Raw genomic sequence first — 22,230 nt, forward strand, 5'->3', positions numbered from 1 at the left:
GGACCCAAGAGGAGGGAGTCGCGCGATAATGGAGTTTATGCTCCTTTATGACTAAAATCATAAAATATGGCTGATGGCATAACGGATCCTAGAATGAATCTTCGCTACTACCCGCGCCCTGAGCTGGCGGAACAGATGATCCAAGCGCTGCGGGGCCAGACTCTGTTCGGTGATGACCATAATGGTATGTTCCTGGCCGCCCCGCGACGCACGGGCAAGACCACTTTTCTGAAGAGCGACTTGAAGCCTGCCCTGGAAGCCCAGGGGGTTGTGGTCGTGTACGTGGATCTGTGGGCCGACCAGAGACGGGATCCGGCCGACCTGATCGGCATGGCCGTCAGTGAAGTCATGCAGGCTTATCGCCCCCAACTGCAGCAACTGGCTGGTAGGCTGGGCAATGTATCCATCGGTGTCGGAGGCCTTTTTTCCATCAGCGTGGGGAAGGCCCAGGGCACGGGGCAGGGGAGTCTGTCCCATCCGGATGCCTTGAGACTGCTCAACGAGGCCGCCGAAGCCCCCCTGGCGTTGATCATCGATGAGGCTCAGCAGGCGCTGACCAGTCAGGAGGGCGAGGCCTTGATGATCTCGCTCAAGTCGGCGCGGGATCAGCTCAATACACCGGATGACATCCGGCTGATGCTCATCATGTCAGGCTCAGACCGCGACAAGCTGCTCCGCCTGGTCAATTCGCATTCTGCACCCTTCTTTGGCTCCCAGATCACCTCGATGCCGCTGCTCGACAGAGGATTCGTCGAGCACCTGGTGACCTTGATCGAGGCCCAACTGCCGCAACACAAGCCAGTGGACGTGCAGACCCTGGTCGAAGCCTTTGAGGCGTTCGGTCATCGACCGCAGTATTTCATGGCAGCGCTCGGCACGGCACTGAGCCCCCTGGCAGACCTGCAGGGGCGTTTCGAACAGGCGGTACTGGATGAGGCGCTCGCGCAGCAAGCCGCCGATCGTGCAGATATGGAAAGCCTGTTTCTGGGGTTGCCTCCGCTACAGCAAGCGGTGTTGTGGCGGCTACTGGAGCGCCAGAGTCGCTTTCGCCCCTATGATAGCGAGGCCCTGACATTCTACCGGCGTGTGCTCGCTGACATGGGAGTCGATGAAAATGTCACGGCACAGAAGGTGCAGACTGCCTTGGATGGCATGCGAAATCGCCAGCCATCGCTGGTCTGGAAGTCAGCACGTGGAGAGTACGCCGTTGAGGATGCCGGCATGCATCGCTGGTACCAGGATCGGATCGCCGAAGGAACTTGGCCACCCCAGGTCGAGTAAGCGTCCTGAGACGCGGATAAAGGTGAGGATGTCAAGAATGCGCTTCGGCAAGACGACACCGAGACTGCGCATCCGCGATGAAGCCGCCGACGATATCGAGGCGATACACGACGTGACCGTCGCGGCCTTCGCGGCAATGGCGATCAGTCAGCACACCGAGCAGTTCATCGTCGCCGAACTGCGCGCCGCCGGCGCCTTGGCGGTGTCGCTGGTGGCAGAGCGTGATGGCCGCTTGGTGGGGCATATCGCCTTGTCTCCGGTCACCGTCTCGGACGGCAGCCCGGATTGGTATGGCCTGGGACCCGTTTCCGTACTACCCGAATGCCAGCGGCAGGGCATCGGCAAGGCGCTGATCGAAGCGGGGTTGGCCAGGCTGCGGGCCAGGGGCGCCCAGGGTTGCTGCCTCGTCGGCCACCCGGAGTACTACGTGAAGTTCGGCTTTCGCAATGTCCCGGAGCTCGTCTACGAGGGCGTGCCGCCGGAGTACTTCTTCGCGTTGCCCTTCGGCGATCGTGTCCCGCAGGGCTCCGTACGCTTCCACGAGGCCTTCCTCGCGGATAATCCGTCATGAAGACGCAGGGTAGTGCACCGCCTCCAGTCTGGATGGCGTCCTGCGATGACGACTGGGCACGGTATTGAACGAAATGGCGCTGTCCCGCTCAGCCGAGGGCCCAATTCTTGCGGCGCCGGATCTTGTCGTCATACATGCGGTGGTCCGCGAGGGAAAGGGCCTCCCGAGCGGACGTTTCGGTGGAACTGGCGCTTCCCATGCTCAGGCGGAGCTCAACCACCACATTCTCTCCGTGGGCGGAGGCGATGACGCAGCGCTGGCCGGCCAGTCGTGTCCGGATCAAGTCGGCGATGCGGTTCGGCGCCGACAGGTCCCCGGAAGGAAACAGGATGACGAATTCATCGCCACCGTAGCGGGCGAGAATGTCCTCTTCCCGACACTGCATGCTCAACCGCTCGGCGACCGTGGTGATCAACTGGTCGCCCGCGAGGTGCCCATAGCGATCGTTCACTTCCTTGAGCCCGTCGACATCCATCATCAGCACGGCGAAATCCAGCCCCGGCGGTAGGATCTTGCCGTGGATGCTCGACTGCAGCGCCGCTTCGAAGAATCCGCGGTTGTAGAGCCCGGTCAGCCCGTCGCGCTCGGCCGTCTTCTTCAGTTCCAGTTGCAGTAGCTTGTTTTCGGTGGTCGCCGCCAACTGGTCGACGAACAGGGTCAGCATCCCTTCCAGGTTGGCGTCCAGTTTGGGGGCCCGCACGATCAGCCAGCCTTCGTAGCGGCTCAAGCGCCCCGCCATGGAGGTCGCATACAGCCGCTCACCCCCGGTCCGCTCACTGAGCTTGATGGTGCTGGCATAGGGTTCATGGAGCCCGGCCAGCAGGCTGCCCAGGCGGCGCTCCTCCTCGGGACCAAGACGCAGACCGGCGACGGCCGCGTAGCGCGTTACCTCGGGGCGCTGGCGCTCCTGGAGGAACAGGGCGAACCCGTACTCGGGAAAGTCGGCATGCAGGTGCTTCAGGGAGTCATCGAGCAGGGTGTTGATATTCGCGGCGCGATTGGCAACGGCGCCGAGGTCGAGCAGGGCGTGAATGACCCGGTTCTTGTACTTGGTTTCGGCAATGGTGCGTCCGATCTTGCGGTTCTGACCGTACATCACGTAGGCCAGCGCCAGGAAGTAGGCCACTGCGCCAACGCCCTGATAGATATCCAGCCCGGTGCTGACGTAGGGACGAAACTCGAACCCGGTCAAGGCTCCCCAACCCAGGGTGCCGCCGATGAACAGCGCGGCCGAGACCACCATTCGGCGCGGGCCGCCGACGACCATGTTGTTCATCAAGCAGGCCAGGGCGATGGTCAGGGTGGCCCAGACGTAGTAGTCCAGCACGCCGCACCAGACCCCGTACAGCAGGCTGTCGAAACAGAGGTTCCGGAACTCGGCGCGCTTCGAGTCATGCGCCAGGGCGGCGTGGGCATAGGCCACCCCCGGCCACAGCAGCAGGAGCAGGCCAGGCAGAATCAGCGCCCAGCCACTGCCCTCCACCAGGGCGATCCAGACCGTGAGCCCGAAGGTGTGGACAAAGGCGAAGGCGCGAGGAGGGAATGTCGCCAGGGCGAGGCGGTGGGGGCGTTTGAGGAACTGCACTGCCCGGGGATGACGTGACTGGATGTTCCGCATGCGGGTTCGTGGTTGCTTGGCCTGCCGGTCGCAGGCTTGCGCGACACGGACGGGGAGTGGCTATGACACCGTTCTATTCGGACTTGCTAACCAGCCTAGCATCCTCAGGGGCGAGTGGGAGGCTCTGGACCTGCGGCCGACAGGCGGCGAGGGCAGAGGCCGATATCGGCAGCCGCATCGAAAGGCGCATCCTCATCCCCCGGTCGAGACGCTGGCCGAAATCGGTGATACCGGCCAGGGGCTCTCCCGGGCGCTACAGGTGGGCGACGAACTCGGGCGCCTGCTCCCAGCGGTCGTGCAGGCCGTCGACGTAGGTGATGGGGATCCTCGACAGCTCCTCCTCCGTCACGCCCTCCAGGCAGCCGAGGTTCACGCCGTACATCTTGCCCATGGGCGTCTCGTTGCCGACCCCGAAGGGCCGCACGCCGCACACCTTGCAGAAGAAGTGCTGGTTCTTGCCCGTATTGAAGCGGTACTCCGTCAGCAGCTCGGCGCCCGACAGCAGCCGGAACTGCCCCTCCCGGGCCACGGCCGGCCAGAAGCGATTCCGGCGACAGATGGAGCAGTTGCAGCGGTAGGAGCTCTGCGCGAGATCGAGCTCCGCCTCGAAGCGGACCGCCCCGCAGTGACAGCTTCCCCGATAGGTCTTCAACATCCCGTCTCTCCTGTTTCGCGGTGTCAGCTGGGCAGATGGGCAGATGGGCTCCTGAAGAGCCAAGGCCTTGTCCGAAAAGTCGGCGAGCGATGGCCAGACAAGGCAAAAATCGGCGAAAAGACGGACCGGGCTCGCGTGCGAGTTTACGGGGTGTAAATGAGTACTTTGATCGGACTCGCGCACGAGCCGATTTTTAACGCCCTATGGGCGAACGTAGTCAGTTTACGGACATAGCCTAGACTGGAAGCAGTCACCTTGCCCGGGAGGGGAGGCCATGCTGCTCGAAGGTTCCTGCCACTGCGGCGCGGTGCGCTTTCGCGTCGAGTCGCCGCATCCCTATCCCTACCAGCGCTGCTACTGCTCGATCTGCCGCAAGACCGCCGGGGGTGGCGGCTACGCCATTAACCAGGCCAACTGGGTGGAGGCCCGCGACAACGACAAGTGCTTCGCCGGCTACCCCGAGGAGAGCATCGCCGAGTGGCACCAACGGCTGGGGCTGGAGGAGGACGACGAACGCCGCGATTAGGATCACCAGCGCCAGGCGACGCCGTCGAAATCGCCCCCGCCCGTTCGACCATGGAGTGGACACCGAACAAGAGGAGGATGGCTCATGACAGCGACCAAGCTGGCACTGCCGAACGTCGTATCGCCCGCAGAGTGGCAGGAGGCCCGCCAGGCACTCCTCGCCAAGGAGAAGCAACTGACCCGGGCGCTGGACGCCCTGGCCGCCGAGCGGCGCCGACTGCCGATGGTGCCCGTGGCGGAGGCGTTCCGCTTCACCGGGCCCGAGGGCGAGGTGTCGCTGCTCGGCCTCTTCCAGGGTCGCCGGCAGCTGATCGTCTACTGCGCGATGCTCGAGCCCGGCGCGAGGCCCTGCCAGGGCTGCTCGATGGTCATGGACAATATCGGCCACAACCTCGCGCACCTGAATGCCAGGGATGTCACCTTCGTGTTCACCTCACCGGCACCCCAGCACGAGATTCAGGCCCTGCAGGCGCGGATGGGCTGGCGCGCGCCCTGGTACACCGATCACGGCCGCCGCTTCGCCGACGCCTTCGGGGCGGGGAAGGGCTTCGCCGTCAATGTGCTCATCCGTGACGACGAGGACCGCGTCTACCGCACCTACTTCACCACCGCCCGCGGCGGCGAGCTGTTCGATACTCATTTCCGGCTGCTCGATATCACCCCCTACGGCCGCCAGGAGAGCTGGGAAGACTCCCCCGCCGGATGGCCGCAGACGCCGCCCTACGAGTGGTGGCGCATGCACGATGAGTACGAGACCTAGCCGAGCTCGAGGATGATGCCGGACGAGCCGCCTGACCGCATGGTACCCACGACCCCTCCCGCGAACCCCGACGCCTATGTGGCGGCCCTCACCGGCTGGCAGCGCGACCGGGTCGAGGCGCTACGCACCCTGGTGCGCGAGGCCGCCGAGCTGGAGGAGGGGATCAAGTGGCGCCACCTGGTCTATTTCGGCGAGGGCCCGGTGCTGCTGATCCGCGCCGAGGCGCACCGCGTGCTGTTCGGCTTCTGGCGCGGCCAGCGCCTGCGCGAGATCGAGCCGCGCCTCAAGCCCGGCGGCAAGTACGAGATGGCCACCCTGGAACTCCGCGAGGAGACCACCATCGCGCCGGACACCGTGCGCCGCCTCGTCAGGGAGGGTGTGGCGCTCAACGAAACGCTCGGCGACCCCACCCAGGCCGTCAAGGCCTGGTAATCCCGTCATCGCCGCTCTGCTGACATTGTTCGGCTACGACCAAGAGCGGCTTTGCAGCCGCATTAACACTTGCTTCCCTTGGTGATTAAGGCCGCTGAAGACGGTCAGCGAGGTAGACGCACGGAACCAGCCTGATGGCGGCTTAGTCCAACAGGCAGTTATGAAAGCGTACTGATTGACGTACGTGCCAAAAGGCGTACAATTGGTGGGAAGTTGAACACGCAAGAGGTGCGTCATGGCCGGAATCACAGCAACTGAGGCGCGTAGCAACCTTTATCGGTTGATTGATGAAACTGCTGAGTCCCACCAACCAATTGTTATTATGGGTAAGCGGAACAAAGCGGTCTTGGTATCCGAAGAAGACTGGTCGGCAATTCAGGAAACACTTTATCTGCTCTCCGTACCAGGTATGAGGGAGTCTATTCGCGAGGGGATGGATACCCCCATGGATGAATGCGATGAGGAGCTGGACTGGTGACATGGAAGTTGGTTTACACCAAGCAAGCCCAGAAAGATGCAAATAAGTTGGCCTCCAGCGGCCTCAAACCAAAAGCCCAGGAACTGTTAGCGCTGATTGCGGAAGACCCATACCGCAAGCCGCCTCCGTTTGAGAAGCTCATTGGTGATCTTGCGGGGGCCTATTCACGCCGCATCAATATTCAGCATCGTCTGGTCTACCAAGTGCTCGACGACGAGCGAGTGGTGAAAGTTCTCAGGCTCTGGAGCCACTACGAATAGTGCATGACCAGCCGCTGTTGCCGGACAATTCTTCCGCCGCTTCGCGACTCCAAAATTGCCGCAAAGCTCCGCGTTATCCGACGACGAAATGCCGCGCGGAAGGCAACGCTATTTTGAGGATGGCAGGCTGAAGGGCGCAGGGTAGGCTCCCAAAGCGGCGCTGGCGGTTATAACGTTTGGTGCCAGAGGGATCGGTCCAGCCAGTCAGGCCTTTGAGCGGGGGGACGACGAGCAGGGTTTACAGATTTTCGCCACGGCGGCCCTGGGTACCGCCGGGCACCGTGCAACTGGGTAGCCCAGGATCAGCGCCCGGCGAGCCCGCAGCTTGCCGGCACAGGCTGGGCGAGGGCAGGGTGGGGCTCATCTCCGGCATCGCCAGGCTGGGGGAGCCGGCACGGCGGTACCTGGGGCCGTCGTTCGGTAGATTTTTGTCAAGCGCCCGAGACGGGCGGCGCCAAAACCGGGATAATGGCGGGTTTTCCGCCCTCGTGCTGCCCACGCCAACTCGTCCGGTGCCCCATGGAAATCAAGGTCAACTATCTCGACAACCTCCGTCTGGAGGCCAAGTTCGACGACTTCACTGTCATCTCCGACCAGCCGATCCGCTACAAGGGCGACGGCTCGGCCCCCGGCCCCTTCGACTACTTCCTGGCCTCCTCGGCGATGTGCGCGGCCTATTTCGTCAAGGTCTACTGCAACGCGCGCGATATCCCCACCGAGAATATCCGCCTGGCGCAGAACAACATCGTCGACCCGGAGAACCGCTACAAGCAGATCTTCAAGATCCAGGTCGAGTTGCCGGAGGACATCTCCGCCAAGGACCGCGAGGGCATCCTGCGCTCCATCGACCGCTGCACGGTCAAGAAGGTGGTGCAGACCGGCCCCGAGTTCCAGATCGAGGTGGTGGAGAACATCGACGAGGACGCCCAGGCGCTGCTGATGGGCAAACCGGATGGCGAGGGCGCCACCTGGATCGAGGGCAAGGACCTGCCGCTGGAGCAGACCATCGCCAACATGTCGGGCATCCTGGCGGAGCTCGGCATGAAGATCGAGATCGCCTCCTGGCGCAACATCGTGCCGCACGTGTGGTCGCTGCACATTCGCGATGCCGCCTCACCCATGTGCTTCACCAACGGCAAGGGCGCCACCAAGGAGAGCGCGCTGTGCTCCGCGCTGGGCGAGTTCATCGAGCGCCTGAGCTGTAACTTCTTCTACAACGACCAGTTCTTCGGCGAGGAGATCGCGGCGAGCGCCTTCGTTCACTACCCGAACGAGGAGTGGTTCAAGCCGGGGCCGAATGACGCGCTGCCGGCGGGCATCCTCGACGCGTACTGCCGCGAGATCTATGACCCGGAAGGCGAGCTGCGCGGCTCGCACCTGATCGATACCAACTCCGGCAAGGCCGAACGCGGCATCGTCGCCTTGCCCTTCGTGCGCCGGTCCGACGGCGAGACGGTCTACTTCCCCTCGAACCTGATCGAGAACCTCTACCTCAGCAACGGCATGAGTGCCGGCAACACGCTGCAGGAAGCCCAGGTGCAGTGCCTCTCGGAGATCTTCGAGCGGGCGGTGAAGCGGGAGATTCTCGAGCAGGAGATCGCGCTGCCGGATGTGCCCATGGAAGTACTGGAGCGCTATCCCGATATTCTCGAGGGCATTCAGGCGCTGGAAGCGCAGGGCTTCCCGCTGCTGGTGAAGGATGCCTCCCTGGGCGGCCGGTTCCCGGTGATGTGTGTGACCCTGATGAACCCGCGCACCGGCGGCGTGTTCGCCTCCTTCGGCGCGCACCCGAGCTTCCACGTGGCACTGGAGCGCAGCCTCACCGAGCTGCTGCAGGGGCGCAGCTTCGAGGGCCTGAACGACTTCCCGCCACCGACCTTCAACTCCCAGGCCGTCGCCGAGCCCAACAACTTCGTCGAGCACTTCATCGACTCCTCGGGTCTGGTCTCGTGGCGCTTCTTCAGCGCCAGGAGCGACGTCGAGTTCAGCGACTGGGACTTCTCCGGCAGCGGTTCCAGCAGTACGGAAGAGGAAGCGGCGACCCTGTTCGGCATCCTCGAGGAGCTGGGCCTGGAGGCTTACGTGGCCGTCCATGAGGACCTGGGCGCGCCGGTTTGCCGGATCCTGGTGCCGGGCTACTCCGAGGTCTACCCGGTGGAGGACCTGATCTGGGACAACACCAACATGGCGCTGGACTACCGGGAGGACATCCTGGGCCTCCACCGCCTGAGCGACGATCAACTGGCCGACCTGCTCGAGCGGCTGGAGGAGAGCCAGCTCGACGAGCACATGGACATCATCACCCTGATCGGCATCGAGTTCGACGAGAACACGGTGTGGGGGCAGCTGACCATCCTCGAGCTGAAGCTCTTGATCCACCTGGCGCTGGGCCAGCACGAGGAGGCGCTGGAGCGGGTCGAGATGTTCCTGCAGTACAACGACAACACCGTCGAGCGCGGGCTCTTCTACCAGGCGCTGAAGGCGGTGCTGGAGATCGCGCTGGATGACGAGCTGGCGCTTTCCGACTACCGCTACAACCTCGGGCGCATGTTCGGCGAGGCGACCCTGGCGGCGGTGGTGGGCTCGGTGGAGGGCACGGTGCGCTTCCACGGCCTGACCCCCACCAGCCTGGCGCTGGAAGGCCTGGAGAAGCACCAGCGCCTGGTCGAAAGTTACAAGAAGCTGCACGCCCACCGTGCCAAGCGGGCCGGGATGGCGGTGTAAACCTGGACGCTTGGGCGGTCTCGAATGCGCCCCGGGCCAGTCACTGGCTCGGGGCGCTTCGTTCTGGGGCTCGCATGCGTTTTTCCACGACTTCAGCCAGGCTTCAATGAGTACGGCATGTCGAGACCTTCCAACGCCGTTCGACGACTGACCATGTATCGCACTCACAGGAGGCCACGATGAGTCAGCCATGCGTACCAGGTTTCCGCCTGGTGTTGGAGGGAGTCACCGCCCGCCCGGGGCAGAGCCGAGAGCCCGCGACCGGCACCGGTGGTCTCGAGAGCCGTGACGGGCTCTCTATTGCATTCCCTGGAGGAGGTCTCGGATGACCGACCTGATCCTCACCACCTTCGATTGGGTGCCCGAGACACCGCGGGGCTATGTGTGTGACCTGCGGGTGCGCTGGGCACTGGAGGAGGCCGGGTTGTCCTATCGCGTCGAGAGCGTGCCGTTTCGCTCCCGGGATGCCGGGCATTTCCTGCATCAACCCTTCGGACAGGTGCCCTGGCTGACCGATGGCGACCTCTCGATCTTCGAGAGCGGTGCGATCCTCCTGCATCTGGGCGAGCGCAGTACGGCCCTGTTGCCTGCCGACCCGCGACGCCGCACCGAGGTCATCGAGTGGTTGTTCGCGGCGCTCAATTCCGTCGAGATGGCGAGCCTGCCCTGGTCGCTGTTCCAGTTCACCGGCGATACCGAGGACACGCCGGGCCGGCAGGCGCTGGAGAAGTTCCTGGCGTCCCGGCTCCAGCGCCTGGAGTCGGTCCTGATCGAACGCGAATGGCTGGCCGGGACCTTCTCCATCGCCGACATCGCCATGGCGGATGTGCTGCGCCTCGTCGACCGGTTCGCCGGGCTGGCCGACTACCCGGCCTGTCGAGGCTATGTCGCGCGGGCCACGGCCCGCCCATCCTTCGTGAAGGCGCACGCCGACCAGATGGCGCATTTCGCCGCGGAGGACTGAGCAACATCTCCAGCGAAGACAACAGAGTGGACAATACATAGCCCGAGCCAGCCCACTGGCCCGGGGTGTTGTCGTTCATGGCGTCAATTGATAGCTGAGCCCTCTTTCTACACCTTGCTCACGATCAGCGCTGCATTTACCCCACCGAAGCCGAAGCCGTTGCACAGCACGTGCCGGGTGGGCTGCTGGCGTGCCGTTCCCGCCACGAAGTCCAGATCCAGCATGTCCTCGTCGGCCTGTTCCAGGTTCAGGGTCGGGGGCAGGCGGTCGTGCATTGCCGAAAGGGTGGAGAAGATGCTCTCCACCCCGCCGGCGGCACCGAGCAGATGGCCGGTGGCCGACTTGGTGGCGGAGATCGGGATACCGGCGAGGGCGTTGCCGAAGGCGTTGCGCAGGGCCGCGATCTCGGCACGGTCGCCGACCGGCGTCGAGGTGGCGTGGGCATTGATGTGGTCGATCGCCTCGGGAGACAGCCCCGCCATCTTGAGCGCCGCGCGGATGGCCGCCGCGGCACCCGCCCCGTCTTCCGGTCCGGCGGTGATGTGGTGGGCGTCGGCGCTGGTGCCATAGCCGCCGAGGATGGCCAGGGGCGTGGCCCCGCGGGCCTCGGCGTGGGCCAGGCTTTCGATCACCAATAGCCCCGCGCCTTCCCCCATGACGAAGCCGTTGCGTGCCTGGTCGAAGGGGCGCGACGCCTTGGCGGGGTCGTCCTGCTCGGTGGAGAGCGCCTTCATGGCATGAAAGCTGGCCAGCGACAGCGGGTCGATACAGGCTTCGGCGCCGCCCACCAGGGCCACGTTCGCCTCGCCGCTGCGGATCAGGCGCATGCCATCGCCGATGGCCTGGAGGCCGGCCGCGCAGGCGGTCACCGGGCACCCCAGTGGCCCCTGGAAGCCATGGCGAATCGACACATTGCCCGCCGCCAGGTTGGCCAGGAAGGCCGGTACGGTGAAGGGGGAGAGCCGGCGGTGGCCGCGCGTCGTCAAGGTGTTCTGGGCCTGGGTGATGGTGGGGAAGCCGCCGATGCCCGAGCCCACGATGGTGGCGGTAGCCAGGCGGTCCGCATCGCTTTCGGGGAACCAGTTGGCCTGGGTCAGTGCCTCTTCGGCGGCGGCCATGGCGTAGAGGCTGAACAGCTCCAGCTTGCGGCGCTCCTTGGTATCAAGCACCCGGTCCGGGTCGAGGCCGGCCTCGGGGTCGTCGGCCATGTCCGGCACCGAGCCCGCGACCTTGATCGGCAGGTCGCCGGTATCAAAGCGGGTAATCGGGGTGATGCCGGAGCGGCCGGCAAGCAGGCGCTCCCAGCCAGCCTTGACGCCGCAACCAAGGGGGCTGATCATGCCCATGCCGGTGATGACGAGCGGTGATTGCATGGTAATGTCCTGAACAGCTTGGGGTTATGCCACGCTAGCACCGAGCTTGATATGATCAAGGTAATATTCAGCGTGAGAGTGTGAGGTCGTCATGCCCTACTCGGCAAACCACAAGGCGAGATCCCGGGAGCGCATCCTCAAGTCGGCGATCGAGCTGTTCAGCCGCCAAGGCTTCGAGAAGGTCTCCATCGGGCAGATCATGAAGCTGGCCAAGCTGACCCACGGGGCCTTCTACGCACACTTTGCCTCGAAGGAAGCGCTCTATCACGCCTCGGTGCGAGAAACCCTGGAGAGCAGCCGCGCGGCCAGGCTGGTCAAGGGGCCCCTCTCGGTGCAACACCTGACGGAGCTGGTCGCCAACTGCTGGAACCTTCAGGAGCTGGAGCGCAAGCACAAGCCGGGACCGGAGACGGTGCTGTTCAACGAGATCGGCAACGAGAATGCCGAGGTCCGCACGCTGTTCGAAGCCTCGTACCTGCGCATGAAGAAGATGCTGGAGAACCGCCTCATCGCGCTGGGCCGCTTGAAGAAACTGCCCTTCGAGCCCGACCGCGAGGTCATCGCCGAGAAGTCTCGCGCCATTCTCGCCTCCCTGGTGGGCGCCGTGGCCATCGCCAAGAGCCTGCCCGGCGAGCAGGAGCGTCAGCACATCCTGAACGCCGCGCAGCGCAACATCCTGCAGATGCTCGGCGTCAACGACAGCGAGCTGGACGGCATGCTGGGTGGCGTGTAGCAAGTCTTCCTGCCTGTCGCTGAGTCCCCCAACGAAGGAGCCCCCGAGCCAGACGACTGGCAAACAGCGTAGATCAACTCGCCTCTTCGTGGCGGGGGCGCTGTGTGCGTGCCCCGCCACCTGCCGATGGGGGACTGGGGCCCGCCAGGTGACCGGGCTAGTGACCCTGCGCCCTCGGGGACTCGGCAGGTTGCAGCACGAAGGCCAGCGCCTCGGCGAAGCCGTCCATCACCGCCAGGCCGTGGCGCGCGGCCAGCTCCGCGCCGCGCCCGGCGAAGGCGCCGGAGCCCAGCACGATGGCGCGCGCGCCCTGCGCCCGAGCCTGCTCGCAGAGCCTTGCCAGCTGGTCCTCGGCCCAGGGTGCGCGCGCGGCCGTGTCGGTGACGCCGATGCCGGTGGCCACCACCCGACAGCGCTCCTTGACGCCGTAGCGCTCGCAGAGCGACTCGATGGTGGCCACGGCCCCGTCGAAGGTGGTGATCACCGTGAAGGGGCCGCCGGTGGCATCCGCGCGGCGAATGCCGGCCTCCGCCAGGCTGACCACCGGGGCACCGGTCCGGGCGCGGGCCTCGGCGACGGCGATATCATCGAAGCAGGCGAGGATGTAGCCGGCGTAGCCTTCTGCCATGTGGCTTTCGATCAGCTCCAGCACGTGGCGCGTGGCGCAGGCCTTGTCCTGCCCGCTCTCCACCGCGTGGGGGCCATGGGGCGGGCTCACCGCCTCGATGAGCACCCCGGGCGGGGCCTGAGCCTGCAGCACCTCCCGGACGCGCTGGGTGACGGTTGGATTGGTGTTGGGGTTGATGGCCAGCACGCGACACGGGGCTGGGCGAGCGGCGTCTCCAGGGTAATGGGTCATGGATCAGCGCCCCGCCAGCAGGTCGGGGAGCCACATCACGATCTGCGGCCAGACCATGATGGCCAGCGTGAACAGCGCCATGATCGCCACGAAGGGCAGCGAGCCCCAGATGACGTCGTTGAAGCTGCCGCCATCCTTGCGCACGCCCTGCACCACGAAGAGGTTCATGCCCACCGGCGGGGTGATCAGGGCGATCTCGCACATCAGCACGATGAAGATGCCGAACCAGATCGGGTCCACGCCCACGGCCATCACCATCGGCACCGTGATCGGTACCGTCAGCACCAGCATCGACATGGCATCCATGAAGGTACCGAGCACCACGTAGAAGAGCAGCAGCACCAGCAGCAGGCCCACCTGGGTCAGGCCGAAGCTGGCCACCCACTGGGTCAGCGCCTGGGTCACGCCCAGCATGGAGAGGGTCACGTTGAGCAGCAGGGCGCACATCAGCACGATGATCACCATGCCGGTGGTCTTGGCGGCGTGCAGCGAGCAGTGGATCAGCAGGTCGAGGCTCAGCTTGCCGCCGCTCACGATGAAGGCCAGGGCGATCATCACCCCGATGGCCGCGGACTCGGTGGGTGTGGCGATTCCGCCGTAGATGCTGCCCATCACCACCCCGAAGATGACGAAGGGCGGCACCAGGTGGCGCGACATGGCCAGCTTCTCGCGCAGGGGCAGATTGACCTCCACCATGGCCGCGCTGCCCGCCTTGCCGTGGGCGAAGAACAGGTAGACGGAGAAGAGCAGAGCCAGGGTGAGGCCCGGTATCAGCCCGGCGGCGAAGAGCTGGCTGACCGAGGTGTTGGCCAGCTGGCCGTAGACCAGCAGGTTGATGCTGGGGGGAATCAGGATGCCCAGGGTGCCGCCGGCGGCCAGCGAGCCGAGGGCGGGGCGCACCGGGTAGCGGTACTTCTGCAGCGCCGGCAGCGAGATGGTGCCCACGGTGGCGGCGGTGGCCACCGAGGAGCCCGAGGTGGCCGAGAAGAGCGTGCAGGTGGCGATGTTGGTGTGGAGCAGCCCGCCCGGCAGGCGGTTGAACCACACCGAAAGCGCGGCGTACATGCGGTCGGCGATACCGCCGCGCAGCAGCAGCTCGCCGAGCAGCATGAACAGCGGGATCGCCAGCATGGAGGGGCTGTTGAGGCTGCTCCAGACCACGCCGCCCATCATGTCCACCAGGGGGAAGCCGTGCATCAGGTAGCCGCCGATCACGCCGACGAAGAGGATGGCCACGGCCACCGGGATGCTCAGCAGCATCAGGCCGAGCATGATGAAGAACGCCGAGGCGATCAGGGGAATGCTCATGACTGGCCTCCTTCGCGATGCGGTTCGCCAAGCTGCTGTTCGCGCTGCTTCAGGTCCTCGAGCTCCGCGTCCAGCTCGTCCTGGGCCGAGCTGGGGCCGAAGCGGCGGTTGAGCGCCTTCCAGTCGCCCCGCAGCAGCAGCCCCATGGCCTGCACGGTCAGCACCGCGGCGGCCAGGGTGAAGGCGCTTATGGCCACCAGCCACACGGTCTGGGGGTAGATCAGCGGCGTGGCCCGGGGCGTCTGGGCAATGGAGCCGTAGAGCTGGGTGTCCTGGACGGTCTGGATGGTGAAGTAGAGCAGGAAGGCCGCCAGCAGCCCCAGGGTGAGGGTGGCCAGGGCGTTGAGCACCGCCTGCACCCTGAGGGGCAGGCGCATGTGCACCAGGTTGATACGGATATGGGACTGCTCGAACATGGCCACGCAGAAGGCCAGCGGGGCGGCGATGGCGATGGCGTAGCCACCCAGCTCATCGACCCCGCCGAGCGACATCGAGAACACCTTGCGGATCACGGTCTCCACCGTGATCAGCAGGGCCAGCAGCAGCATCATGGCGCCGAACAGCATGCCGAGAATGCGAGCGTAGATCGTCATCGTCGCCTCCCGGCCTTAGAGGCCCAGTTTCTGGCCGACGGTATCGCGCCACACGGCTTCGCAGTCCGCGGCGGCGGCGTTGCACTGGCGCGCCCAGATCGGCAGGGAAACCTCTTCCACCGCGGCGGCCACCTTGGCCAGGTCCTCATCGGTCACCGGCACTTCGGTCAGTGAGTAGGCGTTGCCGTACTCGCAAGGCGTCTCGCCCGCGTTGCAGCGCATGGCGTCTTCGTAGAGCTCCTCGGAGTACGCCCAGATCTCGTCGCTCAGCTCGGCGATGGCCGCTTCCAGCTGACTCTGCTGCGCTTCGGTCAGGCGGTTCCAGGTATCCAGGTTGATCGCGTAGCCGTTGATGGCCAGCTGCAGGGCGATGGGCAGCACCGTGGTGGTGGCCTCCGGCCAGCCGCCGGAGTTGGCCGAGGCGGGTCCGGTGATGGCGCAGTCGATCACGCCGCGGGAGAGTGCCTGCTGGACGTCGCCGAAGGGCATCGAGATGCCGGTAGCGCCCAGCTGGCCGACGAAGTTGGCGGCGCTCTGGTCGCCCACGCGCACGCGCTTGCCGCGCAGGTCATCCAGGCCGTCGATATCGCCGCGGCAGAAGATCACCTGGGGGCCGGCGGGCCAGGTGCCCAGCAGCTTGGCGTTGAAGCGCTCCTGCAGGCGGTTGTCCACGTAGTCGTAGAAGGCGGCGACGTGCTCGCGCCCGGCCTCGAAGCTGGTGTTGAGCCCGATCAGGTCCAGCCCGAGGATCGAGGGCTCGTCGCGGCTCACCTGGGGGCCGCGCAGCGAGACGATGTCGAAGAGCCCGGAGCGCAGCACGCGCAGGCCGTCGGTATCGGGCACGCCTGCCACGTCCACCGGCAGATACTGCACGTTAATGTCCAGGCCGGTGTGCTCGGCCAGGTTGTTGAAGAAGGGTTGCTCCTTCTGCTGGGCGATCAGCCCCGAGCCGGCGGGCTGGCCCAGCACCTGGATCGACAGCGAGCTGGCGTGAGCGGCGGAGGCCATCAGGGCGGCGGAGACGGCGGTTACCAGAGCGGTACGTTTCAGCATGATCGTGATCCTGTCTTTGGCGGCACCTCGGGCGGTCGTGCGGCCCCGCTAGGCACCAGGTGGCGGTATCAGCCCACCGCTTTCGTGTTCGGCGGCAGTCACCTTGAGGTGATCCAAGTTTCATGCCATCTGCTTCATGAAATCTCAGTTTCACATAGAAAACAGAGAATTACTCCCGTGGCGAGCTCCAGTCGGGCGTGCGACTGTTCCGTTTAGTGCCTTGAAAGTGTGCAGATTGGTAGCGCCGTGCGCCAGGATGGTGCCGTCTTTCTACAGCTCTTCGAACTTATCGTTCAGCGTCTCGATGCGGCGCAGGCGGCGGCGAGAGGCGTCGCCCGCCAGCTCGATGGTACGCATGGTCAGCAGGTGGCAGAGCGCCATGACGGCGGTGTGGTTGAAGAGGGGACCCGCCGCCAGGGTGCAGCAGCGAAAGTGCCAGGTGACGCTGGGATCAAGGGCGAGCCCCTCATCGGTGATGTAGAGCACCCGGGCGCCGCTCTCGCGGGCCTCGGCGAGCACCTGCTCGGTGATCGCCACCCGGCGACGCAGGCCGACCACGATCACGCAGTCCTCCTGGCACAGGCTGACCAGATGCTCGCCCAGGGTTTCGCCGCCGCCGGGCAGGCTGACCACCTGCTCCACCACCTGGGTGAGCTGCCAACGCAGGTAGTCGGCGAAGGGGTGGCTGGCGCGAAAACCGATGACCCAGGTCTTGCGCGCCTCGAGAATGGCCTGGGCGACCTCGTCCACCTGCGCCTGGGTGATCGCCGAGAAGGTGCGCTCCAGGTTGTCCTTGCCCTGATCGAGGTTGAGCGCCAGGGAGCGCTCGCTCGGTTCGAGGGCGGCGCTCTGCAGGAAGAGTCGCGAGCCGGTGGCCTGCTCCTCTCGGGCATGCTTGCGCGCCGCCTCGTAGCTCACGTAGCCGAGCCGGCGCACGAAGCGCGATACCGTCGCCTTGGAGACGCCGGCAAACTTCGCCAGCTCCTGGGCATCGTAGCTGGCGATTTCACCGGGGAAATCACATACGAACTCGCCCAGCCGGCGCTCGGCCGGGTGAAGCGCGGGCAGCGCGCTGCGCACCCGGGTGAGAAAAGAGCCTGACTGCGAGGATCTGGCCATGCCGGCTCCTGAAACTGTAGTTTCAGACATCATGTCGGCTCCGGGACGATGCCGCAACCACCGGGGGACAACCGACTGCCGATCCTCAGGGGGCCGAAGCACAGCGGCTGTTGCGCGTGCCAGATGGTGTCGGGTACGAGTGGGTGGCGCACGGCCGCCTCACTCTGCTGGGGAGCACGGGTGGCTGTCTTCCTCGTCATCGCTGCCATATCGGGGGGGCGTCCGTGTCTTGCACGGCGGTCAGAAACTGGATTAGCCGTAGTGCCAGTGCGTCGGGTGACAGGATCGCTTGCACGTGGTTCGCGCCGTGAATCGGCACGAACTCCCGCGCCGGCAGCTCGGTAGCCAGGCGAGCGACCTGGGCGAAGAGCGGATCGGCGGTGCCGGCGAACAGCAGGCTCGGTACGCGTTGCCCCCAGCTCAGATCCGGAAGCGGCAGGCGGTCATCCGCCACCGACGCAGCGAGCGCGGCCACATCGTTGGCAAGGAAGCGAGGGCGGGCATGCTCCGGCAGCAGAGGCCCAGCGGCGGAGTAGAGGAAGTCGACCCAGCCGTCGAGGCCAGCCGCGATGCCTCGGCGATAAGGCTCCATGTCTTGTCCGTAAGGGTGGATCCCGCCGAGCGAGACCGATAACAGGCGCTCGGTAGCCTGCGTCGCGAGCCCCAATCCGACCCATCCGCCCAGCGAATAACCGAGGTAATGGAATCGGGGAGCGCCGGCGGCATCCGCGACGGCAAGCACGTCCGCCACCCGCTGCTCGAGGAGGTAATGGCGCGGGTCGTTCGGCTTGCCGCTCTGTCCGTGGCCGCGCGCGTCGAGCATGATCAACCGGAATCGTGACTTCAGCCGGGCCACCCAGCCGCTGGCGAACCAGCCGACGAGGCTGTCGCTGAAGCCGTGATGCAACACCAGCGGCGGCCCGTCGCCGATGACCCGATAGTGAATGCGAAGATCCTGATTGGCTGCGTAGGGCATATTGCAGTTCCTGTCGCGTGAGCCCTCCCCGACGCGTGTCGGGGAGAGGAGAGGTCGTCATGGCCGCGCTTCGAGCAGCATGTTGAAGGGACTGTCGGCGGCGCGGCGGATGCGCGTGAAGCCGGCCTGGGTCAACACTTCACGCAGCCGCGCTTCGCCGGCCTGGGCGCCCAGGCACAGACCGACCTCCTGGCTGCGGGAAAGCGGTGTGCAGAGCATCGTCGAGGCCGCGTACATCATCCGTCCGACCGGGTTGAAGTTGTCCTGGCGACGGTCATGGGCGAACGGCTCGACGATCATCCAGGTGCCGACGGGCGCGAGTGCCTCCCGGATATGACGGGCTGCACCGACCGGATCGCCGAAGTCGTGCAGGGCATCGAACACCGCCACGAGGTCGTAGTCCTTGCCCGGGAAGCTCTTCGCCGTGGCGACCTCGAAGCGCACGCGCTCCGAGAGCCCGGCCGCCGCGGCTTCCTCGCGTGCGGCCGCGATCGATTCCTGATGGTAGTCGTAGCCGACGAAGTGCGCGTTCGGAAAGGCCTTGGCCATGATCAGCGTCGAATGGCCGTGGCCGCAGCCGATGTCCGCGACCCGGCCACCGGTCTGCAGCTTGGCGACGACGCCGTCGAGGGCGGGAAGCCAGAAGTCGACGAGCTGGGCCAGGTAGGCGGCCCGGAAGAAGCGCCCCGTCCCGCTGAACAGGCAGGCGTCATGCTCGTGCCAGCTCACGCCGGTGCCGCTGCGAAACGCCTCGGCGACTCTGGGCTCGTCGCGAAAGAGCGATGCCACGATCTCGAAGGCGCCGGCCATGAACGCCGGGCTGCGTTCGTCGGCGAACACCTGGGCCTGTTCGTGGGTCATCGAGAAGGTCTCGTCGTCGGGCGCGTAGCTGACGTAGCCCGCCGCCGCCTGTGCCGACAGCCATTCGAGCACATAGCGGGGGTCGGTACCGGTCAGCCGGGCGAGCGACGCCGCGCTGGTTGGACCCTGCGTGGCGAGCGCCTTGTAAAGCCCAAGCCGGTCGCCCAGCACCACCAGCGGGGCGGTAAAGGCCGCGCCGAGCTCGTTGAGCATTCTGGCCATCATGGCGTCGAGGGCGGACGAATCGAGGTGCTGCGAGGTGGCGGTTGTCATCATTGTGTCTCCTCGGGTGATCGGGGTGATTCGATCCTACGGAGACGGCCGTCGCCTTGCCTGAAAGAAAGATGAAAGCCGGATGAACGGTATCGCGCGTCATTCGCGGTACAGGTAGCCGATACCCCGGATCGTGCGGATTCGGTCGGCCGCGGGGCCGAGCTTGCGGCGCAGGCTCTTGATGACGGCCTCGACGACGTTGCTGTAGCCGTCCCAGTGTTCGCCCCACACCGCGTCGAGGAGGTCATCGCGCGAGACGGCCCGGCCCTCGTTGGCGACGAGCAGGCCGAGCACGCCGAACTCCATTGGCGTGAGCGGGATGTGTCGACCCTCGAGTCGCATCTCGCGGGTGGCGGGGTCGAGCAGACCCTCGATGCCGCCGCCGAGCTCCCGGGCGACGACGCCCGCGATCCAGGCGTCGAAGGAACCGCTGCCCATGTCCAGGCACTGGGTCTGGAAGATCAGGTCGGCGATCTCGACGCTGAGTGCGTCGACGCGACGAAAGCCGAGCGGTTGCATGGCGGGCAGGTGCGGTTCGGGCTCCCGCATCAGCGTATAGACCCAGCGCAGCGTCGGTCGCATCTCCATGTAGAAGCGCTTGATATCCAGCCAGCATGCCGCCTGGGCCGGGCTCGCGCCTTCGCCGTGCTCGCGAGCGAGCTGGCGGCGCACGAACAGGGCGCTCCCGGGGCCGTTGACGCCGAGGCCGCGCAGATGCTGCCACCAGGTCGCCGCCACCGGATCGCGTTGCAGCAATCGGCGGTCGACACGGAACGGATCGAAGGCCCAGTAGAAGGCCTCGACCGAACCGCCCCCGCCGCGCACCACCCGGAAGGACGCGATGTCCCGCTTTAACCAGGCGGTCGCCGCCGCGACCGTGTCGCCGGCATCGAAGCGCTCGACGATCGCCAGGATCTCTGCCGTGTCGTCGCTGCGTGCCGGCTGTGCGCTGGCGGGCTGGGCCTCGGCCGGGAAGAAGGCGCTGCGCACGGCTGGATTGCGCAGCAGGAAGATCATGTCGGCGCAGCATTGCCAGCGTGCGGATGGCTCGACGCTCGCCCCGATGGCCCGCACGAAGCGCCAGGCGGTGCGTTGATAGGCGGTCGCACGCTCGGGGTCGATCGCCCGCAAGGCGGCGGCGACGGGGCCACGCACCGCGTCGTGCAGCGACAGGCCCTCTCGACCGCTCTCGAACAGCGGAAGCTCGCGCAGGCGCGCCATGAGCTCGGCCGCGGCGGCATCGGGCAGCATCGCCTGGAGCAGCCCGGTCGAGAGCCGGCGTACGCAGGCGGCGGCCTCGACGGCGTGTCGCAGGCCGGGGTCGTCGACCGAGTCGAGAAACCGCTCGGCGAGTTCATGGAGGATATCGGCCGCCACACCGATCCGGCTCCGGCCCAAGGGGGCCACCGCGCCGATCAACTGGAGGGCGAGCGGGTGGCCGCCGGCCATTGGTGCCAGGGTTCCGGCGTCCTCCGGGGCGACACCGCGACGGACGAGCAGGGTGGCCGCCTCCTGTGCCGTCAAGGGGCCGAGCGGCAGCAGGCGTACCCGTTTCGCCAGCCTCGCATCGAAACACCACTCGCGTCCGAGCCGCGCCTGGCCGGCGACCACCAGGGCGACCCCGGGCGGCAGCAGGGCCATGAATTCCGTTGATAACCAGTGGTCGAGCAGCCACAGCCGCTCGTGGCTGTCGATGACCAGGACGAAGCCCGGCGGCAGGGCTCCGACGGCGACACGCACCGTCTCCGCATCGCGCTGGGGGAGACCGAGCGCCTGCCCGAGCGCGGCAAGAAAGCCGGCCGCGCTCGGCTCGAGCGTGCGGCCGTCGAGGAGCAGGCTTGGTCGCGACAGGTCCGACAGGGTCGCGATCAGGGCCTCCAGCAGTGTCGTCTTGCCGATGCCGGCCGGGCCGTAGACCGAGATCACGGCGTCCCGGTCGGCGGACAGCGCCTCGGCCAGGAAGGCGAGTTCGTGCTGGCGCCCGACGAGGGGAGTAGGGGGTACCGCGGCTTCGACGTGGGAAGCATCCCGAGACGGTTGCAGCCGGCTTCCCTGGTCGTCGACCGGGGCGGCCTTCACGATGGAACGCGGACGTCCGGGAACGTCGGATCGAGCCATGGCGCCTTCCTTCCAAGTCACCCTCTTCGCATTACAGCGTGATTGACTGGCGGCGTCACCCTGGCATCAACAAGGCCCCCGAGCCAGGCGACTGGCTCGGGGGGCTTGCGTTCTGGATTCGCTACCGGTCCTCGTGCAAGCGTCCTTCCACATACTTGTGGATGATGCTGGCAACCAGGGTTTGGTAGGGAATCCCTTCCGCTAGTGCTTTCTTCTGGAGGCTCCGTAGATCCTTGGAGGAGAGGCGGATATTGATGCGCGCATCCTTCTTGAACATGGCTTGCGCATATTCCTGATGCCGCTGCTGGGTAGTTTCGGCATCCGGTGTCCGCTTGAGCTTTCCGGTCTCAAATGCTTCCAGAAGATCACGTTCTTCTTGGTCCAGACGGCTCATTCTGCACCTCCCAGATAGGCTTTTGTCGCCTTTCGGCTCGGAATGATCGTTTTCAGAAAAACTTCATCCTCCGACTCAATGAAAGGCACGAGATAGGCGTACCCCTCGATATCGATCACATGGATTTGCTGGCCTGGGTAACGCTCCTGATTCGGGTGTTCGAACGTGTCCAGGATATCTCCCGCCGAGATGTGGTAAACCACATCCTCGAAGGAGACATTCCTCTCCTTCTGGAGATGCTGGTTCTTCTCCGAGTTCCATGTGATCGGCTTCATGGTGCCAGTGTAGCACAACGTGTGCCT

The 22,230-nt window shown here is 65.8% G+C and carries 23 protein-coding genes; 10 read left to right on the plus strand and 13 right to left on the minus strand.

Annotated features, from left to right (window positions below; genetic code table 11):
- Positions 1-93: 93 nt before the first annotated feature.
- Positions 94-1,281, plus strand: a complete 1,188-nt coding sequence (locus AC5W54_RS09625; protein ID WP_495961862.1) for an ATP-binding protein — start codon at positions 94-96, stop codon at positions 1,279-1,281.
- A gap of 37 nt (positions 1,282-1,318) precedes the next feature.
- The gene (locus tag AC5W54_RS09630; RefSeq protein WP_495961863.1) at positions 1,319-1,852 is read left to right on the plus strand and encodes a GNAT family N-acetyltransferase; all 534 of its coding nucleotides are present in this window, start codon (positions 1,319-1,321) and stop codon (positions 1,850-1,852) included.
- A gap of 88 nt (positions 1,853-1,940) precedes the next feature.
- Here the strand turns inward: AC5W54_RS09630 and AC5W54_RS09635 are convergent, their stop codons facing one another.
- A complete protein-coding gene (locus AC5W54_RS09635; RefSeq protein ID WP_495961864.1) occupies positions 1,941-3,470 on the minus strand; it encodes a sensor domain-containing diguanylate cyclase in 1,530 nt (509 codons plus the stop codon).
- Positions 3,471-3,723: 253 nt separating this feature from the next.
- Positions 3,724-4,125: a GFA family protein gene (locus tag AC5W54_RS09640; RefSeq protein WP_495961865.1), complete on the minus strand. Its 402-nt coding sequence runs from the start codon at positions 4,123-4,125 to the stop codon at positions 3,724-3,726.
- A 274-nt stretch (positions 4,126-4,399) separates the two neighbouring features.
- On the opposite strand from AC5W54_RS09640, the gene AC5W54_RS09645 reads away from it, so the two are divergent.
- The 7 genes from AC5W54_RS09645 to AC5W54_RS09675 all read left to right on the plus strand — a co-directional run bounded on the left by AC5W54_RS09645 (position 4,400) and on the right by AC5W54_RS09675 (position 10,268).
- On the plus strand, positions 4,400-4,651 hold the full coding sequence (locus AC5W54_RS09645) for a GFA family protein (protein ID WP_495961866.1): 252 nt from the start codon (positions 4,400-4,402) through the stop codon (positions 4,649-4,651).
- Positions 4,652-4,735: 84 nt separating this feature from the next.
- Positions 4,736-5,410: a DUF899 domain-containing protein gene (locus AC5W54_RS09650; protein WP_495961867.1), complete on the plus strand. Its 675-nt coding sequence runs from the start codon at positions 4,736-4,738 to the stop codon at positions 5,408-5,410.
- A 39-nt stretch (positions 5,411-5,449) separates the two neighbouring features.
- Positions 5,450-5,842 carry a DUF1801 domain-containing protein gene (locus AC5W54_RS09655; protein ID WP_495961868.1) on the plus strand — a complete coding sequence of 131 codons (393 nt, stop codon included), beginning with the start codon at positions 5,450-5,452 and terminating at the stop codon, positions 5,840-5,842.
- 235 nt (positions 5,843-6,077) lie between these two features.
- Positions 6,078-6,320: a type II toxin-antitoxin system Phd/YefM family antitoxin gene (locus AC5W54_RS09660; RefSeq protein ID WP_495961869.1), complete on the plus strand. Its 243-nt coding sequence runs from the start codon at positions 6,078-6,080 to the stop codon at positions 6,318-6,320.
- On the plus strand, positions 6,317-6,580 hold the full coding sequence (locus tag AC5W54_RS09665; protein ID WP_495961870.1) for a Txe/YoeB family addiction module toxin: 264 nt from the start codon (positions 6,317-6,319) through the stop codon (positions 6,578-6,580). Before AC5W54_RS09660 ends, AC5W54_RS09665 begins: the two co-directional genes overlap by 4 nt.
- A gap of 519 nt (positions 6,581-7,099) precedes the next feature.
- A complete protein-coding gene (locus tag AC5W54_RS09670) occupies positions 7,100-9,304 on the plus strand; it encodes an OsmC domain/YcaO domain-containing protein (RefSeq protein WP_495961871.1) in 2,205 nt (734 codons plus the stop codon).
- Between the two features lie 325 nt (positions 9,305-9,629).
- The gene (locus AC5W54_RS09675; RefSeq protein ID WP_495961872.1) at positions 9,630-10,268 is read left to right on the plus strand and encodes a glutathione S-transferase family protein; all 639 of its coding nucleotides are present in this window, start codon (positions 9,630-9,632) and stop codon (positions 10,266-10,268) included.
- A gap of 107 nt (positions 10,269-10,375) precedes the next feature.
- Here the strand turns inward: AC5W54_RS09675 and fabF are convergent, their stop codons facing one another.
- On the minus strand, positions 10,376-11,641 hold the full coding sequence (fabF, locus tag AC5W54_RS09680) for a beta-ketoacyl-ACP synthase II (RefSeq protein WP_495961873.1): 1,266 nt from the start codon (positions 11,639-11,641) through the stop codon (positions 10,376-10,378).
- A 91-nt stretch (positions 11,642-11,732) separates the two neighbouring features.
- Here fabF and AC5W54_RS09685 point away from each other — a divergent pair, with 91 nt between their 5' ends.
- Positions 11,733-12,374 carry a TetR/AcrR family transcriptional regulator gene (locus AC5W54_RS09685; RefSeq protein WP_495961874.1) on the plus strand — a complete coding sequence of 214 codons (642 nt, stop codon included), beginning with the start codon at positions 11,733-11,735 and terminating at the stop codon, positions 12,372-12,374.
- A 157-nt stretch (positions 12,375-12,531) separates the two neighbouring features.
- On the opposite strand, the gene AC5W54_RS09690 is transcribed toward AC5W54_RS09685, so the two are convergent.
- The 10 genes from AC5W54_RS09690 to AC5W54_RS09735 all read right to left on the minus strand — a co-directional run bounded on the left by AC5W54_RS09690 (position 12,532) and on the right by AC5W54_RS09735 (position 22,203).
- Positions 12,532-13,233 carry an aspartate/glutamate racemase family protein gene (locus AC5W54_RS09690; RefSeq protein ID WP_495961875.1) on the minus strand — a complete coding sequence of 234 codons (702 nt, stop codon included), beginning with the start codon at positions 13,231-13,233 and terminating at the stop codon, positions 12,532-12,534.
- Positions 13,234-13,236: 3 nt separating this feature from the next.
- A complete protein-coding gene (locus AC5W54_RS09695; protein WP_495961876.1) occupies positions 13,237-14,541 on the minus strand; it encodes a TRAP transporter large permease in 1,305 nt (434 codons plus the stop codon).
- A complete protein-coding gene (locus AC5W54_RS09700; protein WP_495961877.1) occupies positions 14,538-15,134 on the minus strand; it encodes a TRAP transporter small permease subunit in 597 nt (198 codons plus the stop codon). The genes AC5W54_RS09695 and AC5W54_RS09700 overlap by 4 nt, the downstream gene beginning before the upstream one ends.
- Positions 15,135-15,149: 15 nt before the next feature.
- On the minus strand, positions 15,150-16,187 hold the full coding sequence (locus AC5W54_RS09705) for a TRAP transporter substrate-binding protein (RefSeq protein ID WP_495961878.1): 1,038 nt from the start codon (positions 16,185-16,187) through the stop codon (positions 15,150-15,152).
- Positions 16,188-16,457: 270 nt separating this feature from the next.
- Entirely contained in the window at positions 16,458-17,306 is an 849-nt protein-coding gene (locus AC5W54_RS09710) for a MurR/RpiR family transcriptional regulator (protein WP_495961879.1), read from the minus strand.
- 196 nt (positions 17,307-17,502) lie between these two features.
- A complete protein-coding gene (locus tag AC5W54_RS09715; protein WP_495961880.1) occupies positions 17,503-18,282 on the minus strand; it encodes an alpha/beta fold hydrolase in 780 nt (259 codons plus the stop codon).
- 57 nt (positions 18,283-18,339) lie between these two features.
- Complete coding sequence (locus AC5W54_RS09720; protein ID WP_495961881.1) at positions 18,340-19,416, minus strand: class I SAM-dependent methyltransferase; 1,077 nt, start codon at positions 19,414-19,416, stop codon at positions 18,340-18,342.
- A 99-nt stretch (positions 19,417-19,515) separates the two neighbouring features.
- On the minus strand, positions 19,516-21,534 hold the full coding sequence (locus AC5W54_RS09725; protein WP_495961882.1) for a winged helix-turn-helix domain-containing protein: 2,019 nt from the start codon (positions 21,532-21,534) through the stop codon (positions 19,516-19,518).
- A gap of 121 nt (positions 21,535-21,655) precedes the next feature.
- On the minus strand, positions 21,656-21,928 hold the full coding sequence (locus AC5W54_RS09730) for an antitoxin (RefSeq protein WP_495961883.1): 273 nt from the start codon (positions 21,926-21,928) through the stop codon (positions 21,656-21,658).
- On the minus strand, positions 21,925-22,203 hold the full coding sequence (locus tag AC5W54_RS09735) for a BrnT family toxin (protein WP_495961884.1): 279 nt from the start codon (positions 22,201-22,203) through the stop codon (positions 21,925-21,927). Before AC5W54_RS09735 ends, AC5W54_RS09730 begins: the two co-directional genes overlap by 4 nt.
- Positions 22,204-22,230: the final 27 nt, after the last annotated feature.

The sequence above is a fragment of the Halomonas sp. LMYGS-3 genome (genome assembly GCF_059509875.1).